The sequence below is a fragment of the Peribacillus sp. AS_2 genome (assembly GCF_026891895.1).
Lineage (GTDB): Bacteria > Bacillota > Bacilli > Bacillales > DSM-1321 > Peribacillus > Peribacillus frigoritolerans.
Map to the genome: position 1 here is coordinate 451,837 of NZ_JAPTGA010000001.1, position 14,646 is coordinate 466,482.

Annotated in this window: 19 protein-coding genes; 11 read left to right on the forward strand and 8 right to left on the reverse strand. The window is 41.8% G+C overall.

Annotation, left to right across the window (positions count from 1 at the left end; translation table 11 throughout):
- Positions 1–15: 15 nt before the first annotated feature.
- On the reverse strand, positions 16–678 hold the full coding sequence (locus tag OTG27_RS02105) for a YhcN/YlaJ family sporulation lipoprotein (protein WP_063574755.1): 663 nt from the start codon (positions 676–678) through the stop codon (positions 16–18).
- A gap of 113 nt (positions 679–791) precedes the next feature.
- Between OTG27_RS02105 and OTG27_RS02110 the strand changes: the two genes are divergently transcribed.
- Complete coding sequence (locus OTG27_RS02110; protein ID WP_034310177.1) at positions 792–1,067, forward strand: YutD family protein; 276 nt, start codon at positions 792–794, stop codon at positions 1,065–1,067.
- 30 nt (positions 1,068–1,097) lie between these two features.
- Here the strand turns inward: OTG27_RS02110 and OTG27_RS02115 are convergent, their stop codons facing one another.
- Both OTG27_RS02115 and OTG27_RS02120 read right to left on the reverse strand, forming a co-directional pair.
- The gene (locus tag OTG27_RS02115) at positions 1,098–1,385 is read right to left on the reverse strand and encodes a cytosolic protein (RefSeq protein ID WP_170946935.1); all 288 of its coding nucleotides are present in this window, start codon (positions 1,383–1,385) and stop codon (positions 1,098–1,100) included.
- A 70-nt stretch (positions 1,386–1,455) separates the two neighbouring features.
- Entirely contained in the window at positions 1,456–1,722 is a 267-nt protein-coding gene (locus tag OTG27_RS02120) for a DUF3055 domain-containing protein (RefSeq protein WP_034310182.1), read from the reverse strand.
- Between the two features lie 343 nt (positions 1,723–2,065).
- Here OTG27_RS02120 and OTG27_RS02125 point away from each other — a divergent pair, with 343 nt between their 5' ends.
- Entirely contained in the window at positions 2,066–2,503 is a 438-nt protein-coding gene (locus tag OTG27_RS02125; protein WP_268936079.1) for a DUF86 domain-containing protein, read from the forward strand.
- A 24-nt stretch (positions 2,504–2,527) separates the two neighbouring features.
- Positions 2,528–3,295, forward strand: a complete 768-nt coding sequence (locus OTG27_RS02130) for a TIGR01457 family HAD-type hydrolase (protein ID WP_268936080.1) — start codon at positions 2,528–2,530, stop codon at positions 3,293–3,295.
- A 60-nt stretch (positions 3,296–3,355) separates the two neighbouring features.
- Here OTG27_RS02130 and OTG27_RS02135 read toward each other — a convergent pair whose 3' ends face one another.
- Positions 3,356–3,853 carry a phosphatidylglycerophosphatase A family protein gene (locus OTG27_RS02135; protein WP_034311650.1) on the reverse strand — a complete coding sequence of 166 codons (498 nt, stop codon included), beginning with the start codon at positions 3,851–3,853 and terminating at the stop codon, positions 3,356–3,358.
- Between the two features lie 206 nt (positions 3,854–4,059).
- Between OTG27_RS02135 and yutH the strand changes: the two genes are divergently transcribed.
- From yutH to thrB, 5 genes are all read left to right on the forward strand, one after another.
- Positions 4,060–5,061 (forward strand): spore coat putative kinase YutH, encoded by a 1,002-nt coding sequence (gene yutH / locus OTG27_RS02140; protein ID WP_268936081.1) that lies wholly within the window; start codon positions 4,060–4,062, stop codon positions 5,059–5,061.
- 105 nt (positions 5,062–5,166) lie between these two features.
- Positions 5,167–6,081, forward strand: coding sequence for a L,D-transpeptidase family protein (locus OTG27_RS02145; RefSeq protein ID WP_268936082.1), 915 nt, complete (start codon positions 5,167–5,169; stop codon positions 6,079–6,081).
- A gap of 192 nt (positions 6,082–6,273) precedes the next feature.
- On the forward strand, positions 6,274–7,572 hold the full coding sequence (locus tag OTG27_RS02150) for a homoserine dehydrogenase (protein WP_034310194.1): 1,299 nt from the start codon (positions 6,274–6,276) through the stop codon (positions 7,570–7,572).
- Complete coding sequence (gene thrC, locus OTG27_RS02155; protein WP_053536744.1) at positions 7,569–8,630, forward strand: threonine synthase; 1,062 nt, start codon at positions 7,569–7,571, stop codon at positions 8,628–8,630. Before OTG27_RS02150 ends, thrC begins: the two co-directional genes overlap by 4 nt.
- Complete coding sequence (gene thrB / locus OTG27_RS02160) at positions 8,627–9,571, forward strand: homoserine kinase (protein ID WP_268936083.1); 945 nt, start codon at positions 8,627–8,629, stop codon at positions 9,569–9,571. Before thrC ends, thrB begins: the two co-directional genes overlap by 4 nt.
- Before the next feature lie 191 nt (positions 9,572–9,762).
- Here thrB and OTG27_RS02165 read toward each other — a convergent pair whose 3' ends face one another.
- The gene (locus tag OTG27_RS02165) at positions 9,763–9,999 is read right to left on the reverse strand and encodes a NifU family protein (protein ID WP_034310199.1); all 237 of its coding nucleotides are present in this window, start codon (positions 9,997–9,999) and stop codon (positions 9,763–9,765) included.
- 164 nt (positions 10,000–10,163) lie between these two features.
- Between OTG27_RS02165 and OTG27_RS02170 the strand changes: the two genes are divergently transcribed.
- On the forward strand, positions 10,164–10,493 hold the full coding sequence (locus tag OTG27_RS02170) for a YuzD family protein (RefSeq protein WP_048687322.1): 330 nt from the start codon (positions 10,164–10,166) through the stop codon (positions 10,491–10,493).
- Positions 10,494–10,564: 71 nt separating this feature from the next.
- On the opposite strand, the gene OTG27_RS02175 is transcribed toward OTG27_RS02170, so the two are convergent.
- Positions 10,565–11,632, reverse strand: a complete 1,068-nt coding sequence (locus OTG27_RS02175) for an NAD(P)/FAD-dependent oxidoreductase (RefSeq protein ID WP_048687320.1) — start codon at positions 11,630–11,632, stop codon at positions 10,565–10,567.
- Between the two features lie 288 nt (positions 11,633–11,920).
- Between OTG27_RS02175 and OTG27_RS02180 the strand changes: the two genes are divergently transcribed.
- Together OTG27_RS02180 and OTG27_RS02185 are read left to right on the forward strand one after the other, a co-directional pair.
- Complete coding sequence (locus tag OTG27_RS02180) at positions 11,921–12,157, forward strand: YuzB family protein (RefSeq protein WP_034310204.1); 237 nt, start codon at positions 11,921–11,923, stop codon at positions 12,155–12,157.
- 353 nt (positions 12,158–12,510) lie between these two features.
- On the forward strand, positions 12,511–12,873 hold the full coding sequence (locus OTG27_RS02185; protein ID WP_063574759.1) for a HesB/IscA family protein: 363 nt from the start codon (positions 12,511–12,513) through the stop codon (positions 12,871–12,873).
- Positions 12,874–12,965: 92 nt separating this feature from the next.
- On the opposite strand, the gene OTG27_RS02190 is transcribed toward OTG27_RS02185, so the two are convergent.
- Together OTG27_RS02190 and OTG27_RS02195 are read right to left on the reverse strand one after the other, a co-directional pair.
- On the reverse strand, positions 12,966–13,274 hold the full coding sequence (locus OTG27_RS02190; RefSeq protein ID WP_268936084.1) for a Rossmann-fold NAD(P)-binding domain-containing protein: 309 nt from the start codon (positions 13,272–13,274) through the stop codon (positions 12,966–12,968).
- 133 nt (positions 13,275–13,407) lie between these two features.
- Positions 13,408–14,400, reverse strand: a complete 993-nt coding sequence (locus OTG27_RS02195; protein WP_034310210.1) for an NAD(P)/FAD-dependent oxidoreductase — start codon at positions 14,398–14,400, stop codon at positions 13,408–13,410.
- Between the last annotated feature and the right edge of the window lie 246 nt (positions 14,401–14,646).

Genomic DNA, 14,646 nt, shown 5'->3' on the forward strand with positions numbered 1-14,646 from the left:
TCGGTCCTTTTGTATTCAACGGTTATCCATTTTTTGATGGATGTTATCGTGATGATCTCTTTTATCGTTAACCATTTCGCCGTTTTCATTTTCACCGTCACTCATTTTGTATCCTTGAGGCGACTTCAGCATTCTTTTGATGGTCTGTTCAATCGTATAGTCAATCCCTCTGCTACCGGATTTCACTGTAGCGAAGTTCTCGACATCTTGGGCAAGGGTTTGATAATCATCACTGACATAGACATGATAGTAGCGAGGCACGACGGACATGGCAGTACGTTTAACCTGGTCTGCGGTTTCCGTCCGATCCTTTGCATTGGTGTCATATACGACAAGCACTTCCTCATCAGTAACGAGGGTAGCGGCATCATTGACATTTGGAATCTGAACACTCAGTTTAGAGATGACATCAGAAAGTTGTTCACGGTCAATGGAAGCAGCTTTGTTGGAAATGTTTCGGCCGTCAATGGTTGCACTATTTGTGCGGGTAAAACCGAAATCATCACTTTTATTGTCATTATTGCGATAATCCTCATCATAATATTGAGTTGGATTATTTACGTTTGTTGGGTTACCGGCATTGTTTTTTGCCCCGAGACCCTGATCTTTATCTTTATCAGCACATCCGGTTAGTGCAATAATCGAGCTTAAACCTATCGTTATTATTGTTTTTTTCATCAATAACACCCCCATAACTTTAGGATGAACATATTTCTCTATTTTTCGCTTAGTAATTGATGGGGAATCAGTTATAATTTAAAGAAGGAATGTATATATGAGAGGTGAAAACAATGATTAACATCAATAACATGACCTATGAAATAATTGAGGATGAAAGGGAAGGCTATAACGAAGAAGCGTTTAAAGCCAGATACAGTGAGATTTTAACGAAGTATGATTATATAGTGGGCGATTGGGGTTACGGGCAATTGAGGCTGCGTGGATTTTTTGATGATTCCAATCAGAAAGCTACCTTCGATACGAAAATAAGCACGCTTAGTGAATATTTATATGAATACTGCAATTTTGGCTGTCCTTATTTCGTCGTGAAGAAAATAAAGAAATAAAAAGGCCAGAATTCACTCTGGCCTTCCATGTTAAGAGTTACCATATCCTTTATATGGAGGCTGTTCGTCTTTTTCTGAATCATCATGTGTCGGATGTGCCCCAGGATATTGTCGAGGCATACCCTCATGTAACGATTTATTTTCATAATTAAAGGCACTTTGATATCGTTGCCCTTCCTGCCACGGGGTATTTTTATTCTGAACTGGTTCATCTTTTGCTATGGCTGATCCAAAAGGTCCTTCGGGAAATTCTTCAGGAATTAAATAATCCCTCTGTTTTTCGACATTGGAAAAATCGTGGTATTCTTCTTTGTCCAAGATAATCCCCCCTCATGTAATCGGTCTTACACTCAGTAGGTTTCCCGTTTAAGCTAAAAAACTTCAGCACTCAGACGATTTCCATTAAAAAGTGACGAAGTTCTTCGGCTTCAGCTTCCGACAATTGAAAGGCATGCTCAAGATAGCCTTCCTCTTCCAAATCATCAGGCCCAATAATCGCGAAACGGTTACTCTGCATATTTAAAACAAGCTTCTTTCCATAGAAACGATCGGTTGCCGTAATGGCCAGATCGAATCTTGATTCCTCTCCCATGAAGCTTATGAACCGGGTTTTTGAATCAACGACGTCATTGTATAAATAAAAGCGATCTTCCATAGTATCATTCCCTTCGTATCTTCACATTTGTAGTTCCATCATATCAAAGTGACTTCAATAGGGGAACAGACATTTTTCGGGGCTTCCGGCTGAAGAACTTCGCTCAAGCATAAATGCATTCATCGATTAAATGAAAATGGCAAGAATATAAATGGAATCGGGGAGTGTACGTATGGAAATGCACCCCCGCAGAAAGGCAATGTGTGGTTGAAGGAATTGAGAGTAAGGGAGAAGCTATGGTATTATCAAGGAATAAGGTTGGTTCGGTACAGCTTTTTTAACTATGCCGCTCATTCAACCAATGATTCCCTATATCATCTTAGATCAGAAAGGATCTGGAAAAATGTACTTTGTAGACCGCCAAAAGATTGAACAAATATTAGGTTTTCTTGAAAAGCAGCTTGGACTTTTTGAGGGGCAGGATAATTGGGATGGAGACCATTCGGAACTTATCGCTGAAAGGCTTATACAAACTTCCATCGATTCCGTGTTGGATGTAGGAAATGCGGTAATTGATGGTTTCATTATGCGTGATCCGGGAAGTTATGAGGATATTATCGATATCCTTCAAGATGAAAAAGTGATTTCAGAAGAAAAAGCGATGCAATTCAAAAAGGTTTTGCCATTAAGGAAAATGCTGGTTCAAGACTTCATTGAAGTGGATCACAAAGAACTGCTTGCCGTATTTTCGGAAAATATCGAGGCATTCAAGCAATTCCCTGATTTGGTGAGGAACTATTTAACGAATGAATTGGGACCTGTTTCAGCTTTTAAAAACTAGCAGCGTTAGGAAGGCGAATTTCAAATGAAGTCGTATAAAGGATATTTAATTGACTTAGATGGCACCATGTATCGCGGAACGGAACAAATTGCGGAAGCGGCAGGGTTTATTAATGACTTAAGGAAAAGGGATATCCCTTATTTATTCGTCACCAATAATTCATCCCGTACTCCGGCACAGGTAGCGGATAAATTGAGAAGCATCGGCATATCGACGGAGGATGACCAGGTTTTCACGACAAGCATGGCCACTGCCAATTACATAGCTGAACAAAAGAAAGGTGCATCGGTCTATGTGGTGGGTGAAGAAGGCATAATCGAGGCTCTTAAGGAAAAAGGAATGAAGCTTGTGGAAGAGCATCCCGATTATCTGGTCATGGGCATCGACCGCGGCATCAATTATGAAAAGCTGTCAAAAGCCTGTCTTGCTGTAAGAAATGGTGCTGTTTTCATTTCGACCAATGGTGATATTGCCATTCCTACCGAGCAAGGCCTTTTGCCTGGGAATGGTTCCTTGACCTCCGTTGTTTCCGTTTCGACCCAGGTACAGCCGATTTTCATTGGAAAGCCAGAATCCGTCATAGTGGAGCAAGCCCTAAGAGTATTAGGGGTTTCTAAAGAAGAGACAATCATGGTTGGAGATAACTATGATACGGATATCCTTGCCGGCATTAATGCTGGGATCGATACATTGCTTGTACATACTGGCGTAACGACAAAAGAACGTTTAAAGCAATATAAGGAGCAGCCTACGCATGTGGTGGACACCCTTGACTTATGGCGCTTTGAATGAAAAAAACCAGGTCTGCGAATGCAGCCCTGGTTTTTTCATGCCGTCAATATCATTCGTTTACTATTCCGCATTTTCGGTTCTATGGGCAAGCCGGCTTGAAGCGGCAGCGGCAATTGCCCCAACGATATCATCTAAAAAGGTGTTCACCTTACCTGTGCTTTTATCGTTTAAATATTTTAAGATACCCGGCTTTTGTTTATCGATGAAACCATAATTGGTAAAGCCGATGGATCCATAAACATTCACAATTGAAAAAGCCAATATTTCATCGACCCCATATAGGCCTTCATCTATTTCAATGATGCTCAGCAGAGGCTCTTCGAGGAGTTTTTTCTCAGCCAGAATATCCAACTGTATGCCGGTAAGGATGGCATTTTGGACCTCGCGTTTTGAAAGGACCCGTTCGACATTGTGAAGGCAATCGGACATTTGGAGATTTTCATGGTAGCCGGATTGTAAATACATGACAAGCTCAGCGATATCCTCCAATTTCACTCCTCGTTCAATTAGCCATTTCCGAGCTGTTTTTTCAGACATTGATTGTTCAATATTAGCCATTTCATCACCCATTTCTCTATATTTTAAAGGGATAGTCCTAATGCAGGTAGTTTGATTTGATTAAACTGAAAACCTATGAAGGATGTTTTGATTGGAATTTCTAATAAGGTTTCGATAATCATTCAGAAAACGGGTTATTCCACATATATATAAGTATATGATGTCCAATATTTCTATTATATCCATTTGATGAAGGAGGCCATTCCATGATAGAAGAAATCATTTTTAATAATTATGGCATACAGGTGGAGCTTGAAGAAGCCAATGTCAGGTTTCCAAGCTTCCGCTCAGGAAATATGGTGTACAGTATTGTTCCCATTGAAAATATGGAGCAGGAGGAATTAGTGGAACGGTATAAAATGTCTCAACATCTGATTTCACAAGGTGATCGTCACGTATCCGCCTTTGTCCTTGCCAATCATGGAAGTTATGTTTCGGAAGCGGATGAACAATTATTCATCCTTCTCGCCAATCAGGCATTGGAAGGTCCGAGAAATTTCAATCCGGGAAGACGTCTGGCAAGATTCCATCAGCGTGGGAGAACGATTAATGAAACGATTCGAACTTGTTCAAGGATCGGTAAATGGAAAGAACTCTGGGAACAAAGGATCGATCAGTTAGAAAAGATTTGGCGGGATAAGCTCAACGCCCATCCTGATAACCAGTTTGAAAAATTATTTATAGAAACCTTTCCCTATTATATGGTCCTAGGTGAAAATGCGATTCAATATTTAGTCGACACGGAAATTGATGATACCCCGCAAATTGTCGATAGCGGAACGGTATGTTATGAACGTTTTTTACATGATACCTGGAAAAGCAATAAGTGGATGAAAAATCCGTTCGATTGGGTATTCGACCACGGAACCAGGGATGTCGCGGAATGGGTGAGGGAACATTATTTTCAAAATGTGCATACCCATCAGCGGGGCATTGGCCATTTCTTTCACGAATATCAGTCCATAGAACCCTTATCCAGTTTTTCAGCCCGGTTGTTATATTCGAGGATGCTGTTTCCCATTCATTATTTTGAAACGGTGGAAGAGTATTTTTCAAAAACGACGGAATCAAGGTCGAATGAATTGGAGGATAAAATAGCTTCGATCACGAAATCCTCCCAACAATATGAGTACTTCCTCAAACATTTTTATGAATTGGCAGAGGTCCCTGCCACGCATTATGATTTGCCTAAAATTGACTGGATTTAGATAAAAACGGGAAAGAAATATGATTCATTCTTACTTACTATGTTATGATAATAACAAGATTTTTTAGAATAATTAGATATTTAATCACTGCGGAAGGATGGGATCATGAAAAGATTGATGATGGCCGCCGTTATAGCCTTTTTAATCATCCAAACGGCGAATCTTGCGAAAGCTGAATCGAAAACAAGCTGCGAATCGACTCAATTCAAGATTGTCATGAAGTCTGAAGCGGATGTGAAAGAAAAGGCGTCGGCTGCAAGTAAAACGTTAAAAACGTATAAGAAAAATAAAGAATTATCGGCAAGCGGGAGAACTGGAAACTGGTATGAAATCTGTCACGCAAATAAGGCCGCATATATCCATATGGCAGATGTAAAAGAAGTTTTCAGTACTGATGAAAAAGTGCTTCTGAAGAAATTCGATAGGAGGAAAGGCGTTAACCAAGTTGTATCGGCGACAGGTAAATCGATGAGTGATACGAAGGTAACGATCCAAACTTATGAGAAGAAACAAGGGGAATGGCGCCGGGCATTGAAGAAGATGGAGGGTGTCATTGGGAAGAACGGCTTCACGAAGAGCAAAAAAGAGGGGGATGGGAAATCCCCGGTTGGAATTTATTCCTTTGGTACGGCCTTTGGAAGCGAAACGAAGCCGGCCGGAATGAAAATGGGTTATAAGAAAACGACCAAATATGACTACTGGATTGATGATCAGACATCCAAGGATTATAACAAGTGGAAAACCTATAAAGGAAATCCTGCAGTTAAATGGAAGTCTTTTGAAAGGATGAATCATGAACTGTATAAGTATGGAGCGGTCATCAATTATAATACAGATCCCATCATAAAAGGAAAAGGCAGTGCAATCTTTCTCCATATATGGAGAGGGGGTACAAAACCGACGGCGGGATGTACAGCCACGGCCGAAAGGAATGTCCTCAGTTTACTGAAATGGATGGATCCCGTGCAAAAGCCACATATTGTAATGGGTACAAATGATTCATTGAAGAGCATTAAGTAATAATCATCAAAATGGTTTTCCTATAAAAAAAATAAACGTTACCCGTTCTTACTCGTTCTAGGGATGGACGAAAAAAGTTCGTGCATCCATCTTTTCTAACTATTGATAATTATGTGAATTAAACTTATAATGTCTACTATACAAATACAAATGTTTTCTACAGGCAAACAGTTTTTAAGGGGGAACCAAAATATGAAAGCCATCTCGATCGGTTTATTGGGGTTAGGTACAGTCGGATCAGGAGTCGTACAAATCATTGAAAGCCACCAGGACAAGCTCATGCATCAAGTGGGCTGTTCCATATCCATTAAGAAGATACTAGTGAAAGACACGACGAAGGAGCGGCTTGTCGCGGTCGAAAAAGGAATGTTAACCGACAATCCTGAGGATATCCTTTCGAATCCCGAGATTGATGTTGTAATAGAAGTGATGGGCGGAATCGAAGAAACACGCGGCTATCTAATAGAAGCGATAAAAAATAAAAAGCATATCGTTACGGCCAACAAAGACCTAATGGCTTTACATGGACCGGAACTGTTGGAGTTGGCCACCGATAATCAATGTGACTTGTTCTATGAAGCAAGTGTTGCAGGGGGAATTCCGATTTTACGCGGTCTTGTCGATGGGTTATCTTCTGACCGCATCACGAAAATGATGGGAATCGTCAATGGAACGACAAACTTCATTTTAACGAAAATGAGCAAGGAAGGCAGAGCTTATGATGACGTATTGAAGGAAGCCCAGGAGCTGGGATTTGCTGAAGCCGATCCGACAGCCGATGTAGGCGGATTGGATGCGGCCCGTAAAATGGCAATTCTATCAACACTCGGGTTCTCAATGAACATTGGCTTGAATGATGTTGAGGTACAGGGCATTACCGAGATATCCGAAGAGGATTTGAGATATAGCAAGAAGCTTGGTTATACAATGAAATTGATCGGGGTCGCTTCCAGGGCAGGGGATAGGGTCGACGTAAGTGTCCAGCCTGCACTTCTTCCGGAAGCACATCCGTTGGCATCGGTAAATAATGAGTATAATGCTGTATACGTTTATGGGGAAGCCGTAGGGGAAACGATGTTTTACGGACCGGGGGCTGGCAGTCTTCCTACTGCGACTGCAGTCGTTTCGGATATGGTGACGGTCATCAAGAATATGAGGCTGGGCGTAAATGGCCGCAGTGCCGTTGCACCTCAATACCCGAAACAATTAAAAGATGCCACTGAAATTTTCGCTAAATTCTTCATTCGGTTACATGTTCAGGATGAAGTTGGCGTTTTAGCCAAAATCACGAATTTATTTGCCGAGCACGGGGTAGGATTCGATAAAATCCTTCAATTGCCGCTGGATGAAAAGGAATCTTCCGAAATCGTATTAGTTACGCATACTGCAACAAAGGCTGCATTTGAGCAAATAATACAGAAATTACATGATTACAATATGGTAAGAGAAGTGAAAAGCACATACAGAGTTGAAGGAGAGGACATCAAATGAGCTGGCAAGGACTTATAAGCACGTATAAAGATTTTTTACCCGTCAATGAAAACACGCCTGCACTAACCCTTTTGGAGGGCAATACACCTTTAATCAGACTGAACCGTTTATCCGAAGAGTGGGGAATCGACTTACATGTAAAATATGAAGGGGCAAATCCAACTGGGTCATTTAAGGACCGCGGAATGGTCATGGCCGTCGCCAAAGCGATAGAAGAGGGCAGCGACACGATCATCTGTGCATCCACAGGGAATACATCAGCAGCTGCAGCAGCTTATGCGGCCCGTGCCAACCTGCGCTGTATCGTCGTCATCCCGGAAGGTAAAATAGCCATGGGCAAGCTTGCCCAAGCCGTTATGTATGGAGCGGAAATCATCTCGATCGAAGGAAACTTCGACCAAGCTTTAAAGATCGTCCGTTCGCTTAGTGAGAGTTCACCGATAACTCTTGTGAATTCGGTCAACCCATACCGGATTGAAGGGCAGAAGACAGCGGCTTTCGAAATTTGTGATGCTCTCGGCTCCGCACCGGATATTTTGGCGCTGCCAGTCGGGAATGCAGGGAATATAACGGCTTACTGGAAAGGCTTTAAGGAATATAACGAATCGAAACAAACGGGCCTTCCTGAAATGAGAGGGTTCGAAGCTGAAGGAGCGGCTGCAATTGTTCGGGATAGCATTATTGAAAATCCAGAAACGATCGCAACGGCCATCAGGATTGGAAATCCTGCAAGTTGGAAGTTTGCTGTGGAAGCGGCAAATGAATCCAAAGGCAAAATTGATGAGGTGACAGACGAAGAAATTCTGGAAGCCTACCATTTCCTTGCTAAAAAAGAAGGGGTATTTGCAGAGCCGGCATCATGTGCTTCCATTGCAGGTATCTATAAACAATTAAAAAGCGGTGAAATCAAAAAAGGAAGTAAGATTGTTGCTGTATTGACTGGAAATGGATTGAAGGATCCGAATGTGGCAGTCAATACAAGTACGATTCAACCTACATTGCTGCCAATGGATGAAGAAGTCATTTTAGAACATCTGCAAGGTGTGAAACAGGCATGAGTGCGGAATCAGAGATGTTCTTGATCCGTGTACCAGCAAGTACGGCCAACTTAGGGCCAGGTTTCGATTCCATCGGCTTGGCGCTGGGACTTTACTTGGAAATACACGGATCTCCATCAGATCATTGGGAAGTCGTCCCGCTTTCAGAGGAAATGTCTGTTTTTCCAAGGGATGACCGTAATTATATCGTCCAAATTGCCAAGGAAACGGCGGCCTCCTATGGAAAGGAACTTTCCCCATGCCGGCTTTTCGTCTCAAGCGAAATTCCACTGGCGCGCGGGCTTGGAAGCAGTGCATCTGCCATTGTGGCGGGAATTGAATTGGCGAATATCGTTGGTGAGCTTCATTTATCAAATGAGGAGAAGAATAGGCATGCTTCCCTCTTTGAAGGGCATCCCGATAATGCGGGGGCATCTGTGTATGGTGGATTGGTTGTGGGCCTTCATACGGAGGAAAGGACGGATGTCGTGTCATTTCCGATCGAGGGAGTTAAGGTGATCGCTGTCATTCCCCATTTTGAATTGCTTACTGAGGATTCAAGAAATGTCCTTCCGAATTCGCTTTCCTATAAAGATGCGATAAGCGGGAGCGCAGCCGCAAATGTAATGCTTGCAGGAGTTCTATCGAAAGATTGGAAACTTGTTGGTGAAATGATGCAAAGTGATCGTTTCCATCAGCCATATCGAGCGGAGTTGGTCCCTCATTTAGAGCTTATTGAAGAAGTCGTCCACAATGAAGGCGGATTTGGTGCGGCACTAAGCGGAGCAGGACCAACCGTTTTATGCTTGGCATCTCCAGAAAAAAGTGAAGGTTTGCTCACTGGATTGAAGGATAGATTTCCGGAATTCCATGTGAGGGAATTGGAAATCGATAATGATGGAAGTTATACGGCAATCCTTTCTGAACAGGAAAAAAAGGAATTGAAGTTTTTGAAATCGTGAGCCGTGTTCATTTGCCATATAAAAAAGCTGACCCGTGTCAAGCCGTATCAATTCATTTGATAGGGCAAAAGCCGAGTCAGCTTTATTTTTATTACAGTCCGCAAAAAGATTCCGGCCTGCATGAAAAAAGGTTGAACGTGTATAGATGAAGTGATCCTTCATCCATACGCTGCATGTTATTTAAAGGGCTATTAGAAAACTTGTTCAACTTCCACTACACCAGGAACTTCTTCAAGAAGGGCACGCTCAATCCCAGCTTTTAGCGTAATGGTCGAACTAGGACAGCTTCCGCAAGCTCCTAGTAATCGTAATTTTACAATTCCATCTTCTACGTCAACTAGTTCACAGTCACCGCCATCACGAAGAAGAAACGGACGAAGCTTATCTAGGACTTCTTGAACTTGAACTTCCATTGTTTGTTCAGACATTGCAATCGACTCCTTTCCTAATCATATTATAATGCGAAGGTAATAAAAAATCCAACTGTAACTTTGCGGAAATATAATCTATATTATTCTGGTATGATGGAAACAGGTGAAGTTTAAAACATTATTCAAATGAAGCAACTATAATAAACTGAAGGAGGAAGAGTATGGTAAGGAAAGATATTGAGATAGAAGTGTATGGAGCGGAGCAAATTTGCGCCAGTTGTGTGAATCTCCCCTCTTCGAAAGATACCTGCGAGTGGCTTGAAGCCGCTTTAACGAGAAAATTTCCTGAGCAGCCATTCAAAATATCCTATATAGATATGTATAACCCACCAGAAACATTGAAGCAAAAGAGCTTTGCCGAGAAAATGATCGAGGAAGATTTATTTTATCCACTGGTCCTCATCGAAGATGAAATCATTGCGGAAGGAAATGTCCGTCTCAAAAAAGTGGTGGAAACGATGGAGAAATATGGATACTCAGTGCGAGTGTGATATATAATGGAAGAAATAAGAAAAACTGACCCATGAATGGGCTGCATGCAGCTCATTGGGCCAGTTTATAATCAACCGTTATGGTATTTATACATCCAGAGAATGCCTGATTTCATTAGGCGTGCCACTCTGCCGGTGATTGGGCGATTTGCAACAAGACCAAAACCTTGTTTCTTCCCAAGGGAACCTAATGTTCCTTTTAATTTCATGGTAGGGAAGCTTTCAGGAAGTGGTTCATTTGCCCATTTCTTCACAAGGACTTGGACGATTTGCTCAGCTTGGGACTCCGCTAATTGAGCACTAGGTGCATGAGGCAGGCTCGCGCAGTCGCCGACTACAAAGATGCTGTCATCATTAGGAAGGAAATGCTGAGGAGTCAGAACGGCTCTTCCTTGACGGTCTTTTTCAATATCCATATCGCGGATGATCTTGCTTGGCTGAATTCCAGCTGTCCATACGATGACGTCGCTTTGAACGGCTTCGTCGCCATTGTAAAGAAGGTTTGGTTCAACTTTCGTAATATTTGAATGATGGACGATTTCGATGGTATGTTTATCGAACCATGATTCGACAAAAGTACTTAATCTTTCTGGGAAAGCAGATAGAATATGCGGACCACGGTCAAATAGCTTAACGTTTAAATCTGAACGGCTTTCAATCAATTCACTTGCAAGCTCAACACCGCTCAGTCCGCCACCAACGATAGAAACGGTTGCACCGGCACCTAAATTATTCAAAGCTGAATATGTGCGGCGTGATTTATCGATTGTTTGGATACTGTAAGTGTGTATGTCTGCACCAGGAATATCGTGGTATTTGTCTTCGCAGCCAAGGCCAATGACTAAATCATCATAAACGACAGGATCTTGATTTTCTATAATGACCTGTTTATTTTCCATGTCGATGGAAAGTACTTCTCCGTATACGTTCTTCAAGCGAGGATGTTCAGGAAATGCAACACGGATGTGCTGATCTGGAATGGTACCTGCTGCTAAAGCATAATATTCCGTTTTTAAGCAGTGATAAGGATTACGGTCGATAAGCGTGATGCTCACATTTTCAGGAAGCTGATTAGGCAGCAATCTTTGCAACATGCGCATACCACCATACCCGCCACCAAGTATGACTAGATTCTTCATATGATTTTTTCCCCTTTATTTGATCTCTTGAAAAATTTGATTAGCATTTAACTATAGGATTCCCCCAAATGGTCCCCTTAAAAGTTTAATTAAATATATATACCCCAATTTGTAGTAAGAATAAAAAATTAGATAATTTTCTTTTTTTACGTACCCCGACAAAAGTATAACGAATATAAAAGGAAATCACAACCGATATCTTGAAATAGGCTTATTTTTTATGCGTAAATATTGACTGTTAATGGGAAAAGTAATAAGATGGGTTGTTAGTAACTGTGAGGTGAAACAATGTACCCGATTATTGAATTTTGCGTAAGCAATCTAGCCAGCGGGGCTCAGGAGGCTCTCGAAAGATTGGAGCGGGATCCGAATTTGGATATCATAGAATATGGTTGCCTGGGATATTGCGGCAGATGCTCCAGTAACTTATATGCACTTGTAAACGGTGAAGTGGTTTTTGGTGACACAACGGATGAATTGGTAGATAAAATATATAAATACATTGATGAATTTGAAATGTCTTAATCATCAACGGCGGATAAAAGGCTGTTCCTGGAAGGGACAGCCCTTTTTTTATTTGTGCTGCAGCAAAGGGTGGATTGTTTCCTGGGTCCGTTTGAATTCCTGAAAGCGGTGTCTGGCCATCTGGATGAGGGAGGCTTTCCGGGCCTTTTTTTGGGATACGAATTTTAGGATAAGGTTCAATGAGTTGGTTCATTATACCTATACCTATTGTTGTAGACTAATCTTAGTTGGTAAAATAGGTGGGGGAATATGAATTTTTCCAAGCTGGAAAATTGAGCGCGGGAATTTCTTTGGTATATACTATAAAGAGTAATGGTTCTATCTCACATATTCAGAAGAAGGAGGGATTTATTGTGAGTGAAGTTGTTCAAATAACGGAAGCTGCCGCTTTTCAGATAAAAGAAATGATGAAACATAATGGTGAAGAGGGTTCCTTTTTAAGAGTGGCCGTTAAAGGCGGAGGCTGCAGTGGATTATCCTACGGAATGGGCTTTGAACAAGAGCCCGGAGAAAAAGATAGCCAGTTGGAACAGTTTGAAATTAAGATCCTTGTTAATGCCGAGGATGCAGATATATTGAATGGAACGGTAATTGATTATAAGCAAACGATGATGGGCGGAGGCTTTACGATCGAAAACCCAAATGCCATCGCATCATGCGGTTGCGGGTCTTCCTTCAAAACGGCAAAAAATGCCGGTACGCCGGAGAACTGCTAAGTAAACTCCAATACATCGGAAAAAGGGGGCACTTTAATAAGTGCCCCCCTTTTTTGTTTTTTACAAGAAGGATTAGGATGGTCTCATCCTAACTAACACGAGACCAGTTTAATGGCTTCATTCTTATCCACAGCTGTCGTTTTATCCGGCCCAGTTTCGGGTCCGGATCCGGCGGCAAAAATGATGGCTTCCATGTTATCCACTGCTTTATCCACATTTCCCTCTAAATCTGCAAGGGTTGGATGCCCGCCGAGTTCTTTTATCGTTTGAGCCTGTTCCTCTTTCCTGATCATCCCGTATACGGTCATTTGCAATTTTTTGATAATTCCCCAATGAGCTGCTTTCCGTTCGTTCCGTTGGCCCCTGCAATTAAAATATTCTTGGATGCATTCCCCTTTCATGGCTTCTTCTACTCTGTACCCATAGAATGAATAGGGCAAGCACTGTGGATAACTAATTGAAAAAACTTATCCACAATCATCGAATTGGGGACAAAAAAAACCGGCCATGAAAGCCGGTTTTTGCGTAATAAAATTAAAACATGGAAGAACTGTGCATCGGCTGAACTTTTGCTTTTGGGTCAATATATTGTTTGGCGTGATTGACGGCAGTGGGTGCCTCACCAAAACCACTGGCAATCAATTTTACTTTGCCATCATAAGTTGCAATATCGCCTGCTGCATAAATCCCCGGGATATTCGTTTCCATTCTGGAATTCACCAAAATGCTGTTCTTCTGGATATCAAGTCCCCATTCCTTAATGGGACCAAGAGAAGAAACGAAGCCGTAATTGACGATGACTGCATCTACATCCATGGTCTCTGTATCGTCACCATTTGTATCCTTGATGACAATTGTATGGATACGTCCGTCTGTACCAATCAACTCTGCAGGTATGTATGGAGTCTTTATTTCCACTTTTGAATTTTTAAGTGTTTCTACACTATGTTCGTGGGCACGGAACTTATCTCTTCTGTGAATGATGCTCACTTTCTCGGCAATCGGCTCCAGCATTAAGGCCCAGTCCACTGCTGAATCCCCACCGCCGAAGACGACCACTTTTTTGCCGGCAAAGTGATTGAGGTCATCGATGAAATAGTGAAGGTTGCCGTTTTCATATTTTTTTGCATCTTCAATTTCGATGCGGCGGGGTTGGAAAGCCCCATTTCCAGCAGTGATGATAATCGTTTTGGAGTAATGGATTTCTTTATCAGTCGTTAACTTGAACACTCCATCGGCTTGCTTTTCCACTTCTTGAACGGCTTGCTCCAGGACGACATCCTGTTCGAACTTTGCCATTTGTTCTTTCAAATTATTCACTAGCTCCTGAGCTCGCACTTTGGGGAAACCAGCGATATCATAGATGTATTTCTCTGGATAAAGGGCCGACAATTGACCGCCTAATTGTGGCAGGCTCTCGATGATTTTTACGGATGCCTGTCTCATTCCTCCATAAAATGCAGTGAATAATCCAACCGGGCCTCCGCCAATGATTGTAATATCATAAACTTTTTCATTAACTTCCAACGTTATCCCTCCGATATACTAGGTTTGCTGAAATTTATTCTCTTATTTTAACATAGATGATCTTTTAAAAAACGGAGAAAGTTAGAAAAGTGAGAAAGTTTTGACTATATTTGTGCAGTTTCCTGATGAATGTTCTGTATCCGCTTTCAAATCCGGGTGAAATTACCCTTTGCCAATGTTGAGCATATCGTATAAATATGGTCGCAACTGGGTGAAAAGTAATGTTTTTCGGCTATATTTTAACCC